Annotated in this window: 21 protein-coding genes; 7 read left to right on the top strand and 14 right to left on the bottom strand. The window is 67.3% G+C overall.

The window, feature by feature from the left end; translation table 11 throughout:
• Window positions 1-19: 19 nt before the first annotated feature.
• Together QRN13_RS13645 and QRN13_RS13640 are read right to left on the bottom strand one after the other, a co-directional pair.
• Complete coding sequence (locus QRN13_RS13645; protein ID WP_284878331.1) at window positions 20-361, bottom strand: arsenate reductase family protein; 342 nt, start codon at window positions 359-361, stop codon at window positions 20-22.
• Window positions 361-903, bottom strand: coding sequence for a hypothetical protein (locus QRN13_RS13640; protein WP_284878330.1), 543 nt, complete (start codon window positions 901-903; stop codon window positions 361-363). Before QRN13_RS13640 ends, QRN13_RS13645 begins: the two co-directional genes overlap by 1 nt.
• Before the next feature lie 95 nt (window positions 904-998).
• Here QRN13_RS13640 and QRN13_RS13635 point away from each other — a divergent pair, with 95 nt between their 5' ends.
• The 5 genes from QRN13_RS13635 to QRN13_RS13615 are packed head-to-tail and all read left to right on the top strand — an operon-like array spanning window position 999 to window position 7,298.
• Window positions 999-2,249, top strand: a complete 1,251-nt coding sequence (locus QRN13_RS13635; protein ID WP_284878329.1) for a hydrolase — start codon at window positions 999-1,001, stop codon at window positions 2,247-2,249.
• Between the two features lies 1 nt (window position 2,250).
• Window positions 2,251-3,258 carry an arginine N-succinyltransferase gene (locus tag QRN13_RS13630; RefSeq protein ID WP_284878328.1) on the top strand — a complete coding sequence of 336 codons (1,008 nt, stop codon included), beginning with the start codon at window positions 2,251-2,253 and terminating at the stop codon, window positions 3,256-3,258.
• On the top strand, window positions 3,255-4,670 hold the full coding sequence (gene astD, locus QRN13_RS13625) for a succinylglutamate-semialdehyde dehydrogenase (RefSeq protein WP_284878327.1): 1,416 nt from the start codon (window positions 3,255-3,257) through the stop codon (window positions 4,668-4,670). Before QRN13_RS13630 ends, astD begins: the two co-directional genes overlap by 4 nt.
• Window positions 4,667-6,004 (top strand): N-succinylarginine dihydrolase, encoded by a 1,338-nt coding sequence (astB, locus tag QRN13_RS13620; protein ID WP_284878326.1) that lies wholly within the window; start codon window positions 4,667-4,669, stop codon window positions 6,002-6,004. The genes astD and astB overlap by 4 nt, the downstream gene beginning before the upstream one ends.
• 7 nt (window positions 6,005-6,011) lie before the next feature.
• Window positions 6,012-7,298: an MFS transporter gene (locus tag QRN13_RS13615; protein WP_284878325.1), complete on the top strand. Its 1,287-nt coding sequence runs from the start codon at window positions 6,012-6,014 to the stop codon at window positions 7,296-7,298.
• 6 nt (window positions 7,299-7,304) lie between these two features.
• Here QRN13_RS13615 and phhA read toward each other — a convergent pair whose 3' ends face one another.
• Both phhA and hspQ read right to left on the bottom strand, forming a co-directional pair.
• Window positions 7,305-8,180, bottom strand: a complete 876-nt coding sequence (gene phhA / locus QRN13_RS13610) for a phenylalanine 4-monooxygenase (protein ID WP_284878324.1) — start codon at window positions 8,178-8,180, stop codon at window positions 7,305-7,307.
• A 55-nt stretch (window positions 8,181-8,235) separates the two neighbouring features.
• On the bottom strand, window positions 8,236-8,544 hold the full coding sequence (gene hspQ, locus QRN13_RS13605; protein WP_017504111.1) for a heat shock protein HspQ: 309 nt from the start codon (window positions 8,542-8,544) through the stop codon (window positions 8,236-8,238).
• A 145-nt stretch (window positions 8,545-8,689) separates the two neighbouring features.
• Here hspQ and QRN13_RS13600 point away from each other — a divergent pair, with 145 nt between their 5' ends.
• Complete coding sequence (locus tag QRN13_RS13600; protein WP_199060321.1) at window positions 8,690-9,790, top strand: Ppx/GppA phosphatase family protein; 1,101 nt, start codon at window positions 8,690-8,692, stop codon at window positions 9,788-9,790.
• Here QRN13_RS13600 and QRN13_RS13595 read toward each other — a convergent pair whose 3' ends face one another.
• Genes QRN13_RS13595 through gyrA form a run of 5 tightly spaced genes read right to left on the bottom strand, consistent with a single transcriptional unit; the run spans window position 9,791 to window position 15,760 of the window.
• Window positions 9,791-10,666 carry a peptidylprolyl isomerase gene (locus tag QRN13_RS13595; protein WP_217431764.1) on the bottom strand — a complete coding sequence of 292 codons (876 nt, stop codon included), beginning with the start codon at window positions 10,664-10,666 and terminating at the stop codon, window positions 9,791-9,793.
• Between the two features lie 26 nt (window positions 10,667-10,692).
• Window positions 10,693-11,556 carry a peptidylprolyl isomerase gene (locus QRN13_RS13590; protein ID WP_284878323.1) on the bottom strand — a complete coding sequence of 288 codons (864 nt, stop codon included), beginning with the start codon at window positions 11,554-11,556 and terminating at the stop codon, window positions 10,693-10,695.
• Window positions 11,557-11,569: 13 nt separating this feature from the next.
• Window positions 11,570-12,055 carry a pantetheine-phosphate adenylyltransferase gene (gene coaD, locus QRN13_RS13585; RefSeq protein WP_017504115.1) on the bottom strand — a complete coding sequence of 162 codons (486 nt, stop codon included), beginning with the start codon at window positions 12,053-12,055 and terminating at the stop codon, window positions 11,570-11,572.
• A gap of 53 nt (window positions 12,056-12,108) precedes the next feature.
• Window positions 12,109-12,948 carry an aminotransferase class IV gene (locus QRN13_RS13580; protein ID WP_284878322.1) on the bottom strand — a complete coding sequence of 280 codons (840 nt, stop codon included), beginning with the start codon at window positions 12,946-12,948 and terminating at the stop codon, window positions 12,109-12,111.
• A 34-nt stretch (window positions 12,949-12,982) separates the two neighbouring features.
• Window positions 12,983-15,760 (bottom strand): DNA gyrase subunit A, encoded by a 2,778-nt coding sequence (gene gyrA, locus QRN13_RS13575; RefSeq protein ID WP_284878321.1) that lies wholly within the window; start codon window positions 15,758-15,760, stop codon window positions 12,983-12,985.
• Between the two features lie 122 nt (window positions 15,761-15,882).
• Between gyrA and QRN13_RS13570 the strand changes: the two genes are divergently transcribed.
• Window positions 15,883-16,458 carry a superoxide dismutase family protein gene (locus tag QRN13_RS13570; protein ID WP_284878320.1) on the top strand — a complete coding sequence of 192 codons (576 nt, stop codon included), beginning with the start codon at window positions 15,883-15,885 and terminating at the stop codon, window positions 16,456-16,458.
• Between the two features lie 39 nt (window positions 16,459-16,497).
• Here QRN13_RS13570 and QRN13_RS13565 read toward each other — a convergent pair whose 3' ends face one another.
• The 5 genes from QRN13_RS13565 to QRN13_RS13545 all read right to left on the bottom strand — a co-directional run bounded on the left by QRN13_RS13565 (window position 16,498) and on the right by QRN13_RS13545 (window position 20,283).
• Window positions 16,498-17,031: a DUF1003 domain-containing protein gene (locus QRN13_RS13565; RefSeq protein ID WP_284878318.1), complete on the bottom strand. Its 534-nt coding sequence runs from the start codon at window positions 17,029-17,031 to the stop codon at window positions 16,498-16,500.
• A 29-nt stretch (window positions 17,032-17,060) separates the two neighbouring features.
• Window positions 17,061-17,999 (bottom strand): DMT family transporter, encoded by a 939-nt coding sequence (locus QRN13_RS13560; protein WP_284878317.1) that lies wholly within the window; start codon window positions 17,997-17,999, stop codon window positions 17,061-17,063.
• 63 nt (window positions 18,000-18,062) lie between these two features.
• Window positions 18,063-18,533: a DUF2269 family protein gene (locus QRN13_RS13555; RefSeq protein ID WP_284878316.1), complete on the bottom strand. Its 471-nt coding sequence runs from the start codon at window positions 18,531-18,533 to the stop codon at window positions 18,063-18,065.
• Window positions 18,530-19,831: an SDR family oxidoreductase gene (locus QRN13_RS13550; RefSeq protein ID WP_284878315.1), complete on the bottom strand. Its 1,302-nt coding sequence runs from the start codon at window positions 19,829-19,831 to the stop codon at window positions 18,530-18,532. Before QRN13_RS13550 ends, QRN13_RS13555 begins: the two co-directional genes overlap by 4 nt.
• The gene (locus QRN13_RS13545; RefSeq protein ID WP_284878314.1) at window positions 19,828-20,283 is read right to left on the bottom strand and encodes a thiol-disulfide oxidoreductase DCC family protein; all 456 of its coding nucleotides are present in this window, start codon (window positions 20,281-20,283) and stop codon (window positions 19,828-19,830) included. Before QRN13_RS13545 ends, QRN13_RS13550 begins: the two co-directional genes overlap by 4 nt.
• Between the last annotated feature and the right edge of the window lie 8 nt (window positions 20,284-20,291).

Below are 20,291 nucleotides of genomic sequence, written 5' to 3'. Positions count from 1 at the left end.
CGCCCGATCGGATCTGTCGCTAGAGGACCACCAGCACCCGCTCCACGGGTCGGCCGATCACGGCGCCCTTGTCGGTTTCGACGATCGGGCGTTCGATCACGATCGGCTGCGCGATCGCTGCGGCCAGGATGGCTTCGTCTTCTGCGCCGGCGTCCAGCAGAGCCTTGGCGTCGGCCTCCTTCTTACGCAGCAGGCCGGACAGACCGAGGCCTGTTCTGGACGCCAATCGCTGCAGCGTCTCGGGATCCCATCCGGTCTTCAGATATTCGACGACCGCCGGCTCGACGCCCTGTTCACGCAGCAAGGCGAGGGCGTTACGCGACGTGCTGCATTTCGGATTGTGGTAGAGGATGACCGACATCACGCCTCCTGCTTCAGGCGATGCAGCAGCATGGCGCCCTGCAGCGACGCGACATAGATCACGCCCGACACGATCATGGCCGGCCAGGTCGTCAGGTTGACCCACAGCGGAAGGTCCGGCGATGGCAGGGTCCCCAGCAGCCGCATCCCCAGATTGGCCACCACGCTGTAGGCGATCAGCGCCAGCATGATGATCGGGATGGCGCGCGTCATCATGCGCCACTGAACCACCGCCACGACGCCATAGAATAGGACGGAGAAGATCGCGCCAGAGGCGATAGCGAACGGCCAGATGACCTTCATCATCTCCTGCTGCATGGCCAACTGATCCGCCGACAGACCCATCTTGGCGTACTCCGCGCTCATCGCCGTCTCGAACCAGCCCGAGGTGAACATCCACCAGGTCGGGATCAGGCCGACGATCAGGGCGATGACCAGGCCGATCACCATCGACCGCGCCGAACGCTGAGCCTCGGCCATGCCGCGCGGCAGCTTCAGCGGGTTCATGGCGCGGAGCCAGAGATCGATCTTGTTGCGTGTCATGGGGCCCTCGTTTTGAGCGGAACCTAGCGGTGATCGGCGACGACTTACAGGCCCCGACCTTCACCTTTGGGGTCGAGGCGTCTAGGGTCCGGCCGATGCGGATTCTGACCTCGGACCAAGCCGTCCTCGACCACGTCGCCGCGCGACGCGAGACGATCATCGGCCGCACCATCGACTGGGCGAACATCAACTCCGGCAGCCGCAACGCCGCCGGGCTGAATGCTGTGTTGGATGTTCTGGAAGCGGCGGCGAGCGCCCTGCCCGCCCGTGTCGAACGCCTCCCGACACAGGGCTCGACCACCGTCGCCGACGACGGATCGGTACGGACCGAGGCCCATGCCGACGCGCTGAAGATCACCGCCCGACCGGATGCGCCGATCCAGGTCGTGCTGACCGGCCACTATGACACCGTCTTCCCCGCCCACAGCCGGTTCCAGACCGTGACCACGCGGGCCGACGGCGCCCTCAACGGGCCGGGCGTCGCCGACATGAAGGGCGGGATCAGCGTGCTTCTGGCCGCGCTGGAGGCGTTCGAAACCCATCCAGACAAACACGGCGTCGGGTGGACGGTGCTGCTGAGCCCCGACGAAGAAATCGGCTCGCCGGCGTCCGCTCCGCTGCTGGCCGAACTGGGTGCGCGCGGCCATGTCGGCCTGACCTACGAGCCGGCGCTGGCGGACGGCACACTGGCCGGCGCGCGCAAGGGCAGCGGCAACTATCATCTGATCGTGACGGGTCGCGCCGCCCACGCCGGCCGCGCCTTCGACGAAGGCCGCAATGCTGTGGTCGGGGCCGCCATCATCGCCGCCGCCCTGCACGGACTGAACGGTCAGCACGAGGGCGTCACCGTCAACGTCGCCAAGATTTCGGGCGGGGCTGCGCTGAACGTCGTCGCCGACAACGCCGTGGTGCGGTTCAACGTCCGGGTGCCGGACAAGGCCGCCGCCGACTGGATCGACGCATCCGTGCGGGCCATCGCCGCGACGCCGCCGTTCGAGGGCCTGACGCTGGATTTGCACGGTGGCTTCACCCGTGCGCCCAAACCGATGGACGCCGCCCAGACCGCCCTGTTCGAAGCGGTGAAAGAGGCGGGCGCCCTGTTGGGCCAGCCCATCGCCTGGAAACCGTCGGGCGGAGTGTGCGAGGGCAACAATCTGCATGCCGCCGGCCTGCCCAATATCGACACCCTGGGGGTGCGCGGCGGAGACATCCATTCGGATCAGGAGTTCGCCTGGCCCGACAGCTTCGTCGAACGCGCCCAGCTCAGCGCTCTGATCCTGTGCAAGATCGCATCGGGTGAAATCGATGCGGCCAAACTGAAATCCCTGCGGATGGAAACCCTGTAGAATGCTTGTCGTCCGTCCCGCCGGCCCCGCCGATCTCGATCATCTGCTGGAACTAGCTATCCTGTCCGGCCCCGGCTTCACCAGCCTGCCTGAGGACCCCGACGCCCTGGCTGATCGGCTGGAGCTGAGCCAGGCGAGCTTCGAGGGTCGCGTGCCCTGGCAAGAGGCTTGGTACACGCTGATGCTGGAGGACGGCGACACGGGCGACATCGACGGCGTCGGCTCGGTCAAGGCGACGGTGGGGCTGAAGCGGCCCTTCTTCTCGTTCCGCGTCGTCAACAACACCGTCCAGTCGCCCTCGCTGGGGGTGAAGCTGGATCACCAGACCCTGGTTCTGGTCAATGAATGCACGGGTTGGACCGAGGTCGGGTCCCTGTTCCTGAAGGCGGATCGGAGAAAGGGCGGCGCGGGCCGTCTGCTCAGCCAGTCGCGATATATGCTGATCGGCGCCCAGCCCGAGCTGTTCGCCGACAATGTACTGGCCGAGTTGCGCGGGGTCTTCACGCCCGACGGCGCCTGCCCGTTCTGGGACCACGTGGCGCACAAGTTCTTCCCGATGGAGTTCGACCACGCCGACCGGATGACCGGCTCGACGGACAAGCAGTTCATCCTGGACCTGGCGCCGCGCCACCCGATCTATACCGAGTTGCTGCCCGAACCGGCCCGCGCGGTGATCGGAAAAGTCCATCCGCAAGGCGTGCCGGCCATGGCGCTGCTGGAAAGCGAGGGCTTCCGGCCCAATGGTCTGGTCGACATCTTCGACGCCGGTCCGACCGTCGCCTGCGGCCGCGACAATATCCGAACTGTGCGCGACGCCCGGCGCCTGACGGTTCAGATCGTCGAGGGCGTCGAGGCAGAGTTGCCGGCCCTGATCTCGACCGACAGCGTCGCCGCCTTCCGCGCCGTCCGCGCCAAGGCCGACATCGATGGCGACGCCGTTCGCCTGAATGCCGAAACCGCCGCCGTGCTCAAGGTGCGCGGCGGAGACACTGTGCGAGTAAAGTCATGACCCGTTTCACCTCCACCGATCCCGCCACCGAAGCGACCAACTGGGAGGGTGAGGCCGCCAACCCGGCCCAGGTCCAGGCCGCCGTCGACGCCGCCCGCACCGCCTTCCCCGCCTGGGCCGATGCGCCGCGCGCCGAACGGATCGAGGGCGTCAAACGCTATCAGGCCGTCCTGAAAGACCGCGCGCCCCAGATCGCCGAGGCCATCGCGCGCGAGACCGGCAAGCCGCTGTGGGAGACCAAGACCGAGGCCGCCGCCATGATCGGCAAGGTGGACATCTCGATCCGCGCCTATGACGAGCGCACCGGCGAACGGACCAGCGACACGGCGTTCGGCCGCGCGACCCTGCGGCACCGGCCGCACGGCGTTGCAGCGGTGCTTGGCCCGTTCAACTTCCCCGGCCATCTGCCGAACGGCCATATTGTCCCCGCCCTGCTGGCGGGCGACACGGTCGTCTTCAAGCCGTCGGAGGAAACGCCTCTGGTCGGTCAGGTGATGGCCGAAGCTTTCGCCGCCGCCGATCTGCCGACCGGCGTGGTCAATGTGGTCCAGGGCGGGCGCGAGACGGGCGCGGCCCTGCTGGACGCCGGCATCGACGCCCTGATGTTCACCGGCTCGGGTGCGGCGGGCGCGCATTTCCGCAGGAAGTTCGCCGACGATCCCCACGTCATCCTGGCGCTGGAACTGGGCGGCAATAACCCGCTGGTCGTGTGGGACGCAGCCGACGCCGAAGCCGTCGCGGGCATCGCGGTGCAGTCCGCCTTCATCACCACCGGCCAGCGCTGCTCGTGCGCGCGCCGCCTGATCGTGCCGGAAGGACCGCAAGGCGATGCGATCATCGAAGCCATCGCCGCCCTGTCCGACCGGCTGATATTCGGCCCGTGGGATAGCGATCCCGAACCGTATGCCGGACCGCTGATCTCTGCGCGTGCTGCCGAGGCGGCGCTGAAGGCTTTGCAGGACCGGATCGACATGGGTGCCAAGGTGATCCGCGTCTCGGGGCCGGTCGCCAATCTGCCCGGCGCCTTCGTCAAACCGGCCATCATCGACGTGACGGGGGTCGATGTGCCGGACGAGGAGATGTTCGCCCCCTTCCTGTCGGTGACGCGCGTCGCCTCGTTCGACGCGGCGATTCAGGCGGCGAATGCGACCCGCTACGGCCTGTCCGCCGGTCTGGTCAGCGATGATCCGAAGAACTGGGACCACTTCATCCGCCGCATCCGCGCCGGCGTGGTCAACTTCAACCGCCCGACCACCGGCGCCGCCGGCGACATGCCGTTTGGCGGCCTGGGGGCCAGCGGCAACCACCGCCCCAGCGCCTATTACGCCGCCGACTATTGCGCCTATCCGGTCGCCAGTTTCGAGGCCGACGCCGTCGCCAACATCGAAGGCGAGATCAAGGGATTGCGATGATCAGGGCTGTCGAGGCCAACGCCGACGGTCTGATCGGGCCGACCCATTCCTACGCCGGTCTGTCTCCGGGCAATCTGGCCTCCAGCCTGAACAAGGGCGAGGCGTCGAACCCGCGCGCGGCGGTGCTTCAGGGCCTCGACAAGATGAAGACCCTGGCGGACCTCGGCCTGCCCCAGTTCGTCCTGCCGCCGCATGAGCGGCCGAATATTCCCTTCCTGCGGACCCTAGGTTTCGCCGGATCGGACGCCCAGGTGCTGGAGCGGGCGTGGAAGAATGCGCCTTCTTTCGCCGCCGCTGCCTGTTCGGCCTCGCCCATGTGGGCCGCCAACGCCGCGACCGTGACGCCCAGCGCCGACGCCGCCGACGGCCGGGTGCATTTCACGCCGGCCAATCTGCACACCAATCTGCACCGCAGCCTGGAGCACCGGCAGACCAAGCGCGCGCTGGACGCCCTGTTTCCCGACGCCAGCCGGTTCGCCGTCCATGACGCCCTGCCTGCGGTCGCGCATCTGGCCGACGAAGGCGCCGCGAACCACGTTCGCCTGTGCGCCGAGCATGGCGGTCGCGGCGTCAATCTGCTGGTCTGGGGTCGCGAGGCGTTCGAGCCTTGGGACGGCCCCTTCCCCACCCGCCAGACGCGCGAAGCGTCGGAAACCATCGTCCGCCGCCACGAAGCCGGACGGCCGGTCCTGGCCCAGCAATCCCGCGCCGCCATCGCGGGCGGCACCTTCCACAACGACGTCGTCTGCGTCGGGGCGCTGGACACCCTATTCTTCCACGAGTTGGCGTTCGAGGACACGGCCGCAACCCAGGCCGCCATCCGCCGCGCGGCCGATGGTCTGTTCGAACCGATCTTCGTCGAGGTCTCGTCCGCTGACCTGCCGCTGGCCGATGCGATCTCGAGCTATCTGTTCAACTCCATGCTGATCCAGGTTCCGGGCGAGGATCGCCTGACGCTAATCTGTCCGACCGAGACCCGCGACAACCCGCGCAGCCATGCAATAGCGCAAGCGCTGGCCGCGTCCAACGGCCCCATCGGCCGTGTGCAGTACGTCGACGTGCGCCAGTCGATGCGCAACGGCGGCGGACCGGCGTGCCTGCGCCTGCGTGTCGTGCTGACTGAGGCCGAACTGGCGGCGACCAACCCGGCCATGCGCCTGACCGACGATCTGCATGCGCGTCTGTCGGACTGGGCCGGGCGCTGGTACCGCGACGAACTGCGCCCCGCCGATCTCGCCGACCCCCACTTGCTGGTCGAAAGCCGCAACGCGCTGGACGAACTGACGACGATCCTGAACCTCGGAACCGACTTCTACCCCTTCCAGAGAGGCTGATACGGCCATGACGACCACAGCGCCCATGAGCCCCGCCCGCCGATTGAGAAATATCGTCGGCGGATCGGCCGGCAATCTGGTGGAGTGGTTCGACTGGTACGCCTATGCGGCCTTCACCCTGTATTTCGCGCCGGTCTTCTTCCCCAGCGAAGACCCGACGGCGCAACTGCTGAGCGCCGCCGCCGTCTTTGCGGTGGGCTTTTTGATGCGGCCTATCGGGGCATGGATCATGGGGGTCTATGCCGACCGAAAGGGTCGCAAGGCGGGGCTGACCCTTTCGGTGACCCTGATGTGCACGGGTTCACTGATAATCGGCGTGACGCCCGGCTATGCTTCCATCGGCCTGGCGGCGCCGGCGCTGCTGCTGTTCGCGCGGCTGTTGCAGGGGCTGAGCGTCGGCGGAGAATACGGATCCAGCGCCACCTATCTGTCCGAAATGGCCGAGCCGCATCGCCGCGGCTTCTGGTCCAGCTTCCAGTACGTCACCCTGATCTCGGGCCAGTTGATCGCCCTGCTGCTGTTGATCGTGCTGCAAAATACGCTGAGCGAGACGGCGCTGGCCTCGTGGGGCTGGCGCATTCCCTTCTTCGTCGGCGCGGGCTTGGCGGTTGTCGTTTTCTGGCTGCGTCGCCGGCTGGACGAGACGCATAAGGCGACCGAGGCCAAAGACGCCCCGAAATCCAGCGCCGTGCAGTTGATCCTGAAACACCCGAAAGAGGCCTTGATGGTGCTGGGCCTGACGGCCGGCGGCACCTTGGCCTTCTACACCTACACGACCTACCTCCAGAAGTTTCTGGTCAACACGAGCGGGTTTTCCAAGAACACGGCGACCGAGATCAGCGCGGCGGCCCTGTTTGTCTTCATGCTGCTTCAGCCGGCGGTCGGCGCGCTTTCGGACAGGGTGGGACGGCGTCCCGTGATGATCGCTTTCGGCGTGCTGGGGGTGTTGTGCACCGTACCAATTATGACGACCCTATCGACTGTCGAGAGCCCTTTCGTCGCCTTCCTCTTGGCGCTGGCTGGGCTGGTGATCGTGTCGGGCTACACCGCGATCAACGCCGTGGTGAAGGCCGAGCTGTTCCCCGCCCACATCCGCGCCCTCGGCGTTGCTCTGCCCTACGCCATCGCCAATGCGGTGTTCGGGGGCACGGCGGAATATGTGGCGCTGTGGCTGAAGGGCGCGGGGGTCGAGAGCGTCTTCTTCTGGTACGTCACCGGCATGATCGGACTGTCGCTGTTCACCTTCATCCGCATGCGCGATACGAAGCACAACAGTCTGATTACGCACACCTGACGGAGATCAGGCCGCGAAGCGCCCGCCGCGCTGGGCGTAGGCCTGCGTGCCGCGTGTGAAGACCTGATCGGTGGGCAGGACAGTTTCGATGGCGAGGTCGTCCTTGCCTTTCAGCGCCGCATAGACCGGGCCGAAGTCCTTGAGCGTCTCGTCCTTCAGAGCTTCCAGGCTATCGATGACGAAATAGACCTGCTGGAAGTCGTCGATCCGGTACAGTGTCCGCATCACCCGCTCCAGGTCGAAACCCAGGCGGTTGGGCGACGGATCGTCCAGAGCAAAGACGCTCTCGGTCGCCGAGGAGACAATGCCGGCGCCATAGATGCGAAGGCCGCCCGCCTCCTTCATCAGACCAAACTCGACCGTGTACCAGTACAGGCGCGCCAGGTTCGGCAGCATGCCCAGGCCGGCCGCCCGCTGGCCGCCCTTGCCATAGGCCTCCATGTAGGCGGCGAAATCGGGGTCGGTCAGCATCGGCACGTGGCCGAAGACGTCGTGGAAGACGTCGGGCTCTTGAAGGTAGTCCAGCTGATCCGGCTTGCGGATAAACTGACCCGAGACGAAGCGGCGATTGGCCAGATGGTCGAAGAAGACCTCGTCCGGGACCAGGCCCGGCACGCAGACGACCGTCCAGCCGGTCAGGGCCTGAAGCTTCGGATTGATCACGTCGAAGTCGGGAATGCCGCCGGCATTCAGATCGAGCGCGTCCAGTCCCCGCATGAAGGCGTCGCAGGCGCGACCGGGCAGAATCTTCATCTGCCGGGCGTAAAGCGTGTCCCAAGTCTGGTGCTCGACCTCGGTATAGGCGGCCCAGTTCTGGGGAATGGTCCAGTCGGCGGCCGCGCCCTCGGGCGGCTTTTCGAAGACGTGTTCGAAGTCGGACATGGCGTATTCCTCTTTTGCCGCCATCCTAGCCCGGAGCCGCCATGGCTTCCAACCGTCAGTGCAGACGTTCATCCAGCGGTGCGTGGTGGCCCATGCCGTCGGTGGTGAACCACCGCTCGGCGTCGTCGGGCAGCAGCACGGAATCGCCGTCTTCCAAAGCGCCTTCGGCGGCGTAGGCGACAAAGCCGCCGTCCTCGCCCAAGGCGAAGACGCGGTAGAAGGGCTGGTCCGGCCTGACTAGGCCGCTTTCACCAGCCGGTCCCTCATAGGCGTGATCGACATCCATCACGACGCCACGAAAGGCGTCGTCGCGGTGGCGGACGATCTGGCCGATGGCGAAACGTGCGGTCTGAATGCGGGTCATCGCACTTCATACGATTCAGCGCATGACCCCAATGCCTGCCGGTCTGTTCATCTTCCTGACAGAATGGCTTGGCGCTGACGATCTTGGCGGGTTAGGCTGATCAGGACGGGCGCCGCTTTGGACCGCCCACAACGGATGACGGCCCATGCCGGAGACCCACGGCGCGCCTCGACGGCGCGACGAGCGGTCCCAGCCTTCCCGTTCGCGGGATGCGTCGGGTCGAGATGCGCCGCTGTATGGCGCGCTCGATCTGGGGACCAACAATTGTCGGCTACTGATCGCGCGGCCGTCACGCGAAGGCTTTCGCGTGGTTGACAGCTTCAGCCGCATCGTGCGGCTGGGCGAAGGGCTGTCGCGGACGGGCCTGTTAGACCCGCGCGCCATGGACCGGGCGTATGACGCCCTGGCCCTGTGCGCCGAGCGGATCGTGCGCAAGGGCGTCGATTCGGCGCGACTGAGCGCCGTCGCCACCCAGGCCTGCCGCGCGGCCGAGAACGGCGCCGACTTCATCGACCGGGTGCGCAAGGGCACGGGCCTGCGCCTGCGGATCATCGATCCCGCCGAAGAGGCGCGGCTGGCGGTCGAGGGATGCCTGAACCTGATCGACCCCAAGGCAGAGGCGGTGCTGGTCATCGATGTCGGCGGCGGCTCGACCGAGATGTCGTGGCTGAAGCGCAGCGGGACCGACTGGACGACCACCGCCTGGATGTCGGCGCCGGTGGGGGTCGTGACCTTGGCCGAGCGGCATCCCGAGCCCCCGAACTCCGGCGAGGACTGGTACGAGGCGATGGTCGCCGACATGGGCGCGGCTATTGCAGCGGGCGGGATCGTCGACGAACCGATGCTGGACCTGTTTCGGCAGAACCGGGCGCATCTGGTCGGCACATCGGGCGCGATCACTAGCCTGGCCGGCATTCATCTGAATCTGCCGCGGTACAATCGAGACCGGGTCGATGGCTTGTGGATGACGCGCGCCGACTGCGAGGCGGCGGCGGATCGCCTGAAGGCGCTGGGCCCGGACGGCCGGGCGCGCGAGGCCTGCATCGGTCCCGATCGGGCGGACCTCGTTTTGGCGGGCGCGGCCATCCTGGAGGCCGTGCAACGCGCCTGGCCGTCGGAGCGGGTGCGGGTCGCGGATCGCGGCCTGCGCGAAGGCCTGCTGCTGCAACGGATGCGCGAAGACAAGAAGCCGCCGAGGGGACGGCGTCGTCGGCGCGGACGGGGGCGGCCGGCCCCCGCCGCCTGATCAGGCCGCCGGCGTGACGCGCACCGGCAGTTCGATGTCGCAGACCGAGAAATCCGCGCCACGCGCCTGACGCGCCTGCTGCGCCAGGGTCTGGAAGGTGGCGGAGTTGGTGTTGAGCACGGCCGCCGTCGGACGTTCGGCCGCGGGCAGATCCGACGCCACGCGAACGCGGGTCATCTGATCCGGTCCCTGGACCAGACCATCCGGCGTGTCGCTGGCCTTCAGCGATCGCACGACGTCCAGACCGGACACGACCCGGCCCCAGACGGTGTAGCGCTTGTCCAGCGCGGGATAGGCCTGACGCATCAGAAAGAACTGGCTGTTGGCGGTGTCATTGCCCTCGTCACGCGCCATGCCCGCGACGCCCGGGCAATAGAGCGCCCAACCGTGCACCTTCTTGTCGCTGGTGCCGGACATCAAAGCGTCGGGCTGGGTCTGGACCGGGATGGAATCGACGAAACCGACCAAGGCGCCGACCGGGGCCGCCACCGGAGTGAAGGCCATGTCCGCGCCACGGCGGAAGGTGAACTCGGCCTTCAGGTCGGGATACCAGCTCTGCCCCTCGCCCGTGCCCAGCGGATCGCCGGTCTGGGCCATGAACCAGTCGATCACCCGGTGCCAGACCAGGTTGTCGAAGAATCCGCGCGACGCCAGCAACTTGATGCGCTCGACATGGGCGGGCGCAATCTCGGGCGCCAGTTCGACCAGAACTCGCCCCTTGTTGGTGTCGATGACCAGCAGGTTCTCGGGCGCGATCGTGCGCCATTCGCCGGGCGGCGGCGGAGGCGCGGGAACGGCGGTCGCGTCTTGCGCCAGGGCGGCGCCCGCCGTCGCAGCCAGCACGGCCGCCGCCATCGCCATCGTTCGTATCGTCATCGTCCCCTCCCCCGTTTGCGAAAGCCTCAGCCGCCTGTCACTTCGGCGACCGGCTGAACATCGCAGACGCTGAAGGCCGCGCCGCGCGCGGCGCGCGCCGTGGCGATCCGTTCTGCGAAGGCGGCGCTGTCGGCGTTCAGCACGCGCACCGTCGGACGCTCAGCTTCGGGCAGGGCCGAGGCCATGCGGACGCGGGTCATGGTGTCGGGATCGATCACCTTGCCGTCCTCGGCGTCCGAACCCTTCTTCAGCTTGCCGACCACGTCCAGGCCGGACACCACGCGGCCGAAGGCGGTGTAGATGCCGTCCAGCTGTTCGCGCGCACCCATCATCAGGAAGAATTGGCTGTTGGCGCTATCCGGCGAACCCGAGCGGGCCATGCCCAGCACGCCGGGACAGAACAGGCCGTGGGCGTCGACCTTGAAGTCGGCGGTGATCATCATTTGGGCGTCGGGTTGGGTCTGGACCGGCAGATCGCCGACCAGACCGCGCACGCCCGCGCCGACGCTGGGCACCGCGACGAAGCCGGCGTCGCGTCCACGACGGAAACTGAACTCGGCCTTCAGGTCTGGCAACTCGCTGCCGCCTTCGCCCGTGCCCTTCGGATCGCCAGTTTGCGCCATGAAATCAGGGATGACGCGATGGAACTTCAGACCATCGTAGAAGCCTTGGTTGGCCAGGGTGCGGATGCGTTCCGCATGGTTGGGCGCGGCGACGGGGATCAGTTCGACCAGCACCCGGCCCTTCGACGTATCGATAACCAGCAGGTTTTCCGGCGCAATGGTCCGCCAGTCGGACGCCGCCGGCGCCGTTTGCGCCACAGCCGGGGCCTGGGCCGCGCCGGCTGCAAGAAGGGCGGCGACGGTCGCTGCGATGATGGCCTTACGCATGGTCTTGTCTACCCTAACCGTTCTTGACCTTGGCCCGCACGCGCTCGGCGATGGCGGGGCTGACGAAACTGTCGATCGCGCCATCCAGTCGAGCGATCTCCTTGACGAGGCGCGAGGCGATCGCCTGATGGCGCGGATCGGCCATCAGGAATACGGTCTCGATGTCCTGATTGAGGCGCTGGTTCATGGCCGTCATCTGGAACTCGTATTCAAAGTCGGCGACGGCGCGCAGACCCCGGATGATGACGCTGGCGTCCAGCTCTTCGGCGAAATGCATCAGCAGGGTCGAGAACGGCTGGACCACGATGTCGCCGCCGAGGGGCGCCATCTCGGCCTTCAGCATCTCGACCCGCTCGGCGGTGGAGAACAGAGGGCCCTTGTCGTCGTTCTGGGCCACGCCGATGACCAGCCGGTCCACCAGCTTCAGCGCGCGCTTGATGATGTCGGTATGCCCGTTCGTCACCGGGTCGAAGGTGCCCGGATAAAGTCCGATGCGCATGCGTGTCTCCCCGGCCTGTCGCGTGGCGTCAGCGTCGTTTAGCAGGTGCGAAATCAGCGGCCTAGCCGGCTGACGCCTTCGTCATCGTCATGATCCAAGATGGGCTGGGCTGCCTGGACGCTCCAAGCCGCTTCGACCTTGGCGAGCAGGGCCGGGTCATTGGCGAAGGCGACATCGTCGATGACGGTGATCGGACAGACGGGCGTGGCGCTGTTGCACAGGAAGGCGCCGTCGAAGGCGCCGACCTCGTCGAGACGAATTGGTCGCGTTTCACTGGTCAGCCCGACCTGGGGCAGCCCGCGCGCGATCAAGGCCTGGGTCACGCCCGCCAGCATCGGGGCCTGGGGCCAGATGATCCGGTCGCCTTGAACGAAGCCAACGTTCCACAGCGTGCCCTCTGACACCCGCCCTTCACCATCCACAAACAGGGCGTCGTCAAACCCGGCGGCACGCGCGGCGCGGCGCGCGCGAATCAGGCCGAAGGTGGCGAGATGCTTCAGATGCGGCGCCTCGCGCGCGTAGGGCATGGCGGTAATCCGCACCCGGTTCGCCAGCGGCGGCGGCGCAGGGGAGACACTGGTCATCACCTTCGGTCGGCCGACGAAGGCCGGGCCGCGATGACCGATGTCGGGCGAGTACAGGCTGACACGCAGCCAGCAGGCGTCACGACCGGCGACGGCCAGCGCCATCAGACGCCGAAACTCCGCCTCGCCGAGGCTTTCGCCGAACAGTTCGACGGCGGCCCGGTCCAGACGCGCGAGGTGGAGGTCGAGGCCGCGCGCGGCGCCATCCTCGACGCGGAAGGAGGTGTAGGCGCCGTAGTTGACCAACGCCTGGTGCGCCAGGTCGTCAGGCGTGGCGGGAAGGCCGTCGATCAGAATCGTCGCGCTCAAACGACCCTTCCCTGCTCTGCTGCGCGGAGGCGGATCAGGCCTCGCCGCCGTCTTCTCCGCCGACATCGGCATCATTCGCGCCGCCGCTTTCCGGCAGACGTTCAACCGAGACGACCTTTTCATCCTTGCCGGTGCGGAAGATGGTGACGCCCTGGCTGGAGCGGCCGACGATGCGGACCTGGTCGATGCGCGTGCGGATCATCTGGCCGCCCGAGGTGACCAGCAGCAGATCGTCCGTCTCCTCGACCGGGAAGGCCGCCGCCAGACGCGTGCCGGCGCGACCGCCCAGGCCGTGGGCCGTCAGGCCCTGACCGCCGCGACCGGTGCGGCGATACTCGTAGGCCGAGGATCGCTTGCCGAAGCCGGTCTCGGTGACCGTCAGGATGAATTGTTCGGCGGCGCCCAGTTCGGCGATCCGCTCCACGGTCAGAGCCGCATCCGCGACCTCGTGTTCAGCCTCGACCGGAGCTGCGGCATCCTCTTCCGCATCCGCGCCGGCCAGGGCCTTGCGCATGGCGTTGGCGTGTTTGACGTAGGTGGCGCGTTCTTCCGGCGTCGCGTCCACACGCCCCAGGATGGCCATGGAGATGACTTCGTCGCCGTCCTGCAGGCGCACGCCCCGGACGCCGGTCGAATCCCGGCCCTTGAACACGCGCACGTCGTCGGCCTTGAACCGGATCGCGCGGCCCAGCGCCGTGGTCAGCAGCACGTCGTCGTCGGCCGTGCACAGGCCGACGCCGACCATGCGGTCAGCGCCTTCCAGCTTCATGGCGATCTTGCCGGCGCGGTTGACCGTGGCGAAGTCCGACAGCTTGTTGCGCCGCACGTCGCCGCTCGAGGTGGCGAACATGATGTCGTAGTCGCCCCAGGTCGTCTCGTCCTCGGGCAGAGGCAGGACGTTCATGATGCTGTCGCCCGGCTCGATGGGCAGCAGATTGACGAAGGCCTTGCCCCGCGATTGCGGATTGCCCAGCGGCAGACGCCAGGTCTTCAGCTTGTAGGCCTTGCCGTTGGTGGCGAAGAACAGGACCGGGGTGTGGGTCGAGGCGCTGAACACGCCGGTAATGGCGTCCTCGTCCTTCATCGACATGCCGCTGCGGCCCTTGCCGCCGCGATGCTGGGTCCGATAGGCGTTCAGGGCCACGCGCTTGACGTAGCCGCCGTGGGTGACGGTGACGACCATGTCCTCGCGCGGGATCAGGTCCTCGTCCTCCATCTCGCCATCGCCTTCCCCGATCAGGGTGCGGCGCGGCACGGCGAACCGATCCTTAACGTCGATCAGGTCGTCGCGGATGATGGCCAGGACGTTCTTGCGGTCAGACAGGATGGTCAGATGGCCCTGGATAGTGTCGGCCAGGCCGTGCGCCTCGCCGAAGATGTCGTCGCGGCCCAGGCCGGTCAGACGCGACAGGGTCAGGGCCAGGATGGCGCGGGCCTGTTCGTCGGTCAGGCGGATCTTGTCGCCCTCGACGATGACGGTGCGCGGATCGGCGATCAGCTCGACCAAGGCCATCATGTCGCCGACGGGCCAGGCCTTGGCCTGCAGACGCTCGCGCGCCTCGGTTGGATCGGCCGAGGAGCGGATGATGTGGATCACCTCGTCGATATTGGCGACGGCGACGGCCAGACCGACCAGGACGTGGCCGCGATCACGGGCCTTGTTCAGCTCGAACTTGACGCGGCGAACCACGACCTCCTCGCGGAAGTCGAGGAAGATCTGCAGCAGTTGGCGCAGGCCCATCTGCTCGGGCCGGCCGTGGTTCAGCGCCAGCATGTTGACGCCGAACGAGCTCTGCATCGCGGTATAGCGCCACAGCTGGTTCAGGATCACGTCGCCGGACGCGTCGCGCTTCAGCTCGATGACGATCCGCATGCCTTGGCGGTCGGATTCGTCGCGAACGTCGGAAATACCTTCCAGCCGCTTCTCGCGCACCATTTCGGCGATGCGTTCGATCAGGGTCTGCTTGTTGACCTGATAGGGCAGTTCGGTGACGACGATGGCCTCGCGGTCCTTGCGGATCTCCTCCACCGAGGCGCGGCCGCGCACGACGACCGAGCCGCGACCGTCGCGCAGGGCGTTGCGCGGGGCTGTGCGGCCCATGATCTCGCCGCCGGTCGGGAAGTCCGGACCGGGCACGATGTCCAGCAGGGCGTCGTCGGAGACGTTGGGATCATCCAGCAGGGCCAGGGCCGCATCGACGACCTCGCCCAGATTGTGCGGCGGAATGTTGGTCGCCATGCCGACGGCGATGCCGCCCGCGCCGTTGACCAGCAGGTTCGGGATCCGGCTCGGCAGGACGACCGGCTCCAGCTCCTTTTCGTCGTAATTCGGCTGGAAATCGACCGTGTCCTTGTCGATGTCGGCCATCAGGGCGACGGCGGCCGGGGCCATCCGGGCTTCGGTGTAACGCATCGAGGCGGGCATATCGCCGTCGACGGACCCGAAGTTGCCCTGGCCGTCGACCAGCATCAGCCCCATCGAGAACGGCTGCGCCATCCGCACCAGGGCCATATAGACCGAGGCGTCGCCGTGGGGGTGGAACCGGCCCAGCACGTCACCGACCACGCGGGCGCATTTCGAATAGCTGCGCTCGGGCGTCATGTTCAGGTCGTGCATCGAATACAGGATACGACGATGAACCGGCTTCAGCCCGTCCCGGGCGTCAGGAAGCGCGCGCGAGACGATCACGCTCATGGCGTAGTCGAGGTACGAACGCTTCAGTTCGTCCTCGATCGTGATCGTGGAAATGTCGGAGCCGCCGCCTCCCGGAACGATCGGAGGTGCGGCGTTTTCGTAGCTGTCGTCGGTCAATGAAGCGTGGCTTTATGCGGCCGGAATCGGAACGTGATCCGCTGTGACGATTTCTAGCATTCCAGGGCCTCGGTGGCAAAGCGACGTCGCCGTGAAAGCCCGTCTCTGAAAGGACTTTCGACATGCGCGCCACCCGCCTCGCCGCCGCCCTTCTCCTCGCCTCCCCCTTGGCCCTGACAACCGCCTGCGCCGCGACCGGAAACGCGCCCCAGGCGACCGTCGAACGCGCGCCCGTCGGCGCGACGGGACAGGCCGTTCTGATCAACGCCTCCGGCGCCAATATCGGTCGCGTCGACCTGCGTCAGGGACCGACCGGCCTGCTGATGAAGATCGAGGCTTCGGGCCTGACGCCCGGCTGGCACGGCATTCACATCCATGCGACCGGCGAATGCGCCGCGCCCTTCACCTCGTCCGGCGCCCACATCAACCACGGCGAGCCCAAGGCTCCGCACGGTCTGCTGAACGCCGCCGGGCCGGACGACGGCGACCTTCCCAACGTCTGGGCCGGTGCGGACGGCAAGGTGAACGCCGAGCTGTTCACGACCCGCGCCCGGATCTCGTCCGAAGGCCCCGGCCAATGGCTGTGGGACGCCGACGGCTCGGCCATCATCATCCACGCCAACCCCGACGACCATTCGACCCAGCCCATCGGCGGCGCAGGCGACCGGGTGGCCTGCGCGGCGCTCAGCGCAAGCTAAGTCTTTTTCCGAAACGGAAGATGGCCCGCTGGACAGCGTTCAGCGGGTCTCTTTTTGTGCGAGAAGACGGCGGATCATTTCGGTCTGCTCCTCCTGTCGGGCGGTCAGGTGTTCGACCTTTTCCAGCAGGGCCATGATCTCAATCTCGGCCTTCAGATTGACCTGATAGTCATTGCCCGCGTCCAGCCGATCCTTTGACGCCTGGCGGTTCTGGCTCATCATGATGACCGGCGCCTGGATCGCCGCCAGCATCGACAAGACCAGGTTCAGGAAGATGAAGGGATAGGGGTCGAAGGCGTCCTTGCGCAGCAGCAGGTTCAGCCCGGTCCAGATCGCCAGGAAGACGCCGAACGCGATGATGAAGGGCCACGAACCACCGAAAGCCGCCACCCGATCGGCCAGCCGCTCGCCAAAGGTTTGGCGGTCGTCGAAGGTCTCGTTGATGTCTTCGGAAACGGGGCGACGATCGGCGGTGCTCTGAACGACGACGGCTTCGTTCGCCGGAAGATCGTGCTTCGCCTTGCCCAGCCAGCGGCGGGACACGTGGTCGGCGTCGAGGGGGGCGTGATGCATGGCGGGCTCCTGAAACGATCAGGAACAGATCAAGCCTTGGCGGCCCCAGCGCGCAAGCCCCGTTCGGCCAGGGCCACGAGGGCGACCCCTCCCATGGTGATGGCCGACCCCGTCAGAATCTGCGGCGTCAGGATGTCGCCCATGAAGCTCCAGCCGATGAACATCGACACCACGGGCGTGACCAGCAGATAGGGCGTCACCCGCCCCGCCTCGCGCCGCTGCACCAGCCAGAACAGCAGGGTCGTCGCCAGCACGGACGACACGACGCCCGCCCACAGCAACGAGGCCCAGACCATGGGCGTGGCGCGCTTCACCGCCTCCCACTGGCCATGCTCGAACACCGCCGAGCCGAAGGCCATGACGGGAAAGGCGCCCAGCGCCAGCAGACCCTGCATCTTCAGCGGCGGGATCGAGTTGGTGCGACGCGCCACCACTGTGGTCACGCCCCAGGCGGCGCCGGCTGCGATGGCGACCAGAATGGCCTTCCAGTCCTGCAGCGCATGGGCGTCCAGCGTCATCCAGGCCACGCCGACGAAGGCCACGCCCATGCCGACCAAGGCCGCCTTGGACAGCCGCTCGCCCAGGATCAGAAAGGCGAACAGGGTGGTGAAGGGGATCCACAACTGGTTGGCCACCGTAACAGGGCTGACGTCCGTCGCCAGCCAGTAGGCGGTGTAGGCCAGGCCGTACTGGATCGGCCCGCCGATGATGACGATCAGCATCAGGCTCTTCCAGTCCGGAAACGGCGGCCGCACGAAAGCGATCAGACAGGCGGTGGCGATGCCGAACCGGATGGCGCCGACCAGCAGCGGCGACAAGTCCTGCGTCGCCAGCTTGGCCCCGGCGTTGTTGACGCCCCACACGACGATGATCGCCACGATGGCGGCGATCTCTAGCCCTGTCAGGGCGTGAGGCCTCTTGGATAGGGGCGCGGGCGCAGGCGCAACTTCGGAACGAACGTCGGTCATGACCGCCCTATGGCACGGCGCGGCTGCCGCGTCGGCTCACTTTGAATGACCTCAGGTTTCCGCTCAGAAATCCGGCTTGGCGACCATCAGCCAGTAGATGGCCAGGACTCCGGCGAAGGCGGGCCAGCCCAAGGCGAACCACCAGCGGAACAGCCGATGATAGGCGGATGGCAGGGCGGCGCCCTCCCCTGCCGCCCGTTCGGCCAGCTTCATCATCCGGTACTGGATCCACACGACCGGCAACCAGCAGACGCCGATCAGGACATAAAGCCCGTAGGCGGCCAGCAGCCATGGACTGGTCAGCGACCAGCCCTGCAGATGGATCAGGCCCAGGCCGCTGATTGGCTGGATCACCACGGCGGTCGCGGTGAAGACGAAATCAGCCAGAACGACGATGCGGCCGACCTCGGCGACGGTCCTGGCGTCCTTGGTCGCGTGGGCGCGCAGCATGAAGAAGGCGATGCCTGCGCCTGTGCCGAACAGCACCGCGCCCGACAGGATGTGAACGATCTTGAGCAGCACATAGGCGGTCATCGACGCGCGTCCGTCGCCGCAACGAACAGGCAAAGGGCCATCATCGGCAGGACCTTGAGCCATGGCCCCAACGGATCGATCCAGAAGTGCGGCAGGCTGAGAGTGCCGGCGATCAGATAGCCGACGGTGGCTAGACACATGAAGATCGCCACCCGCGCCGTCCACGGCCGCACGAACAGCATCAGCCCCAGCACCACGTCCAGCAGCGCGCCCCACCATGCGATGGGGCCGGCCATACGGCCGTAACCGCCCTCATGCAGGATGGCGACCGCGCGGTCCCAACCCGGGCCGAAGCTGATCAGGCCGGTGATCAGCCAGAACAGGCCCAAGGTCACGATGGAGATCGGCCGCACGAACCAGAGGCGCGCATGCCAGACATCCTGAACGGAGGCCGGTGTCTCGGCTAGGAAACGAGTGAAGCCGCGCGACGGGACGCCAAGCGCCTGCGCCCAGCCGCTGTCGCGGCCGGACACGTCGTGATCCATCTGTTTGATCGCCGTCGTGCGGATCGGCGAGGACCAGCCCAGCCGCCCCAGCAGGTCGCCGATCGCCAGGGCCGGCGCAGCCAGGACACGCGGAACGCGGATCACCCGTGCCGGGCTCAACCCCATCCAACCGCGATACAGGCGCACCGTCTCGACCATCGTCACCGGCTCCGGCCCCGGCATATCAAGCGTCCGATGCGACGGCGCGGCAGGCTTCAGCGCCGCGACGACGGCGGCCGACAGGTCGCCCAGCGGGATCGGGCGGAAAATCTGGTCACCGCCCACGACCGGGCTGAACAGCGGAAACGCCGCCAGCGCACGGATAAGACCCGTGCCGCCGAACGCCGCGCGGTCCACCACCAGCGACGGCCGCAGGATCAGCCAATCCAGCCCGCTGGCCTCGATCATCCGCTCGGTCTCGGCCTTTGTGCGAGCGTAGTCGGTGCCGGCCCCGTCGTCCGCGCCGACGGCGGAGATATGCACCAGCCGCCGCACGCCCGCCGCCTCGCACGCCGCGATCAAGGCGCGCGGGCCGTCGACATGGGCGGCGCGCGTGCTGTCGTCCGCGCCATTCTGAAGCACGCCGACGCAGTTCACCACCGCCTCCACGCCAACCAGCAGAGGCGCCCAGGCCTGGGGTGTCGTCAGCTTGGCGAAGTCGGCGACGACCCAGTCGAACGTCGGCGCGCGACGGGCGGGTTCGATGATGCGGCGCGCCCCGGCGCGAACGGACCAGCCAGCCGACGACAGGGCCGCCGCCACGTGCGAACCGATGAAGCCGTTGGCCCCCAGCACCAGCACGCGTCCACTCATTCCAGCACCCGGTCCGTCAGATCAACGCCTTTTGGCGGCATGGCGCACCAGGCCGCGCCGGGAAACCGGCGGCGGCGGCGCGCGATAAAGTCATAGAGGGTGTCGCGGAGGATCCGCGGCACGATCCGCCCAACGACGGCCAGTCGATAGGGCGGCGGCAGCAGGGCGGCGATGCCCAGAACGCCGTCGGACCGCTTTCGCGCAACGCCGTCTTGGATCAACAGCATCGTATAGGGATCGTCGGGATCGACGCTGTAGTGGACGAGAAGCGCCCGACCCAGGGGCGACTGCGTCGGCGCGAGCCGGATCCTCCCTGCCCTGTCATGCTTCAGGATCTTGCGCGCCGAACCGGAGCACAGCGCGCAATCGCCGTCGAACAGAACCAGAGGCCGGTCGTCCGGAAAGGCCGGAACGGCAGGATCCTCACGATAGCTGTAAGGCCCCCGCCCCAATGGTCTGA

It is taken from the genome of Brevundimonas sp. MEB006b, assembly GCF_030209705.1.
Lineage (GTDB): Bacteria > Pseudomonadota > Alphaproteobacteria > Caulobacterales > Caulobacteraceae > Brevundimonas.
The sequence above is the reverse complement of the archived record's forward strand: the minus strand, read 5'-3'. Positions and strand labels throughout refer to the sequence as shown.

What these genes read in the sequence shown, in the direction of transcription:
- hspQ (WP_017504111.1), bottom strand. Translation starts at nt 8,544, where the DNA reads ATGACCCGCATTCAGACCGCACGTTTCGCCATCGGCCAGATCGTCCGC.
- QRN13_RS13565 (WP_284878318.1), bottom strand. Translation starts at nt 17,031, where the DNA reads ATGCATCACGCCCCCCTCGACGCCGACCACGTGTCCCGCCGCTGGCTG.
- astB (WP_284878326.1), top strand. Translation starts at nt 4,667, where the DNA reads ATGATCAGGGCTGTCGAGGCCAACGCCGACGGTCTGATCGGGCCGACC.
- QRN13_RS13550 (WP_284878315.1), bottom strand. Translation starts at nt 19,831, where the DNA reads ATGAGTGGACGCGTGCTGGTGCTGGGGGCCAACGGCTTCATCGGTTCG.
- QRN13_RS13640 (WP_284878330.1), bottom strand. Translation starts at nt 903, where the DNA reads ATGACACGCAACAAGATCGATCTCTGGCTCCGCGCCATGAACCCGCTG.
- astD (WP_284878327.1), top strand. Translation starts at nt 3,255, where the DNA reads ATGACCCGTTTCACCTCCACCGATCCCGCCACCGAAGCGACCAACTGG.
- phhA (WP_284878324.1), bottom strand. Translation starts at nt 8,180, where the DNA reads ATGTCCGACTTCGAACACGTCTTCGAAAAGCCGCCCGAGGGCGCGGCC.
- QRN13_RS13615 (WP_284878325.1), top strand. Translation starts at nt 6,012, where the DNA reads ATGACGACCACAGCGCCCATGAGCCCCGCCCGCCGATTGAGAAATATC.
- QRN13_RS13555 (WP_284878316.1), bottom strand. Translation starts at nt 18,533, where the DNA reads ATGACCGCCTATGTGCTGCTCAAGATCGTTCACATCCTGTCGGGCGCG.
- coaD (WP_017504115.1), bottom strand. Translation starts at nt 12,055, where the DNA reads ATGCGCATCGGACTTTATCCGGGCACCTTCGACCCGGTGACGAACGGG.
- QRN13_RS13635 (WP_284878329.1), top strand. Translation starts at nt 999, where the DNA reads ATGCGGATTCTGACCTCGGACCAAGCCGTCCTCGACCACGTCGCCGCG.
- QRN13_RS13595 (WP_217431764.1), bottom strand. Translation starts at nt 10,666, where the DNA reads ATGACGATACGAACGATGGCGATGGCGGCGGCCGTGCTGGCTGCGACG.
- QRN13_RS13600 (WP_199060321.1), top strand. Translation starts at nt 8,690, where the DNA reads ATGCCGGAGACCCACGGCGCGCCTCGACGGCGCGACGAGCGGTCCCAG.
- QRN13_RS13645 (WP_284878331.1), bottom strand. Translation starts at nt 361, where the DNA reads ATGTCGGTCATCCTCTACCACAATCCGAAATGCAGCACGTCGCGTAAC.
- QRN13_RS13630 (WP_284878328.1), top strand. Translation starts at nt 2,251, where the DNA reads ATGCTTGTCGTCCGTCCCGCCGGCCCCGCCGATCTCGATCATCTGCTG.
- QRN13_RS13560 (WP_284878317.1), bottom strand. Translation starts at nt 17,999, where the DNA reads ATGACCGACGTTCGTTCCGAAGTTGCGCCTGCGCCCGCGCCCCTATCC.
- QRN13_RS13570 (WP_284878320.1), top strand. Translation starts at nt 15,883, where the DNA reads ATGCGCGCCACCCGCCTCGCCGCCGCCCTTCTCCTCGCCTCCCCCTTG.
- QRN13_RS13590 (WP_284878323.1), bottom strand. Translation starts at nt 11,556, where the DNA reads ATGCGTAAGGCCATCATCGCAGCGACCGTCGCCGCCCTTCTTGCAGCC.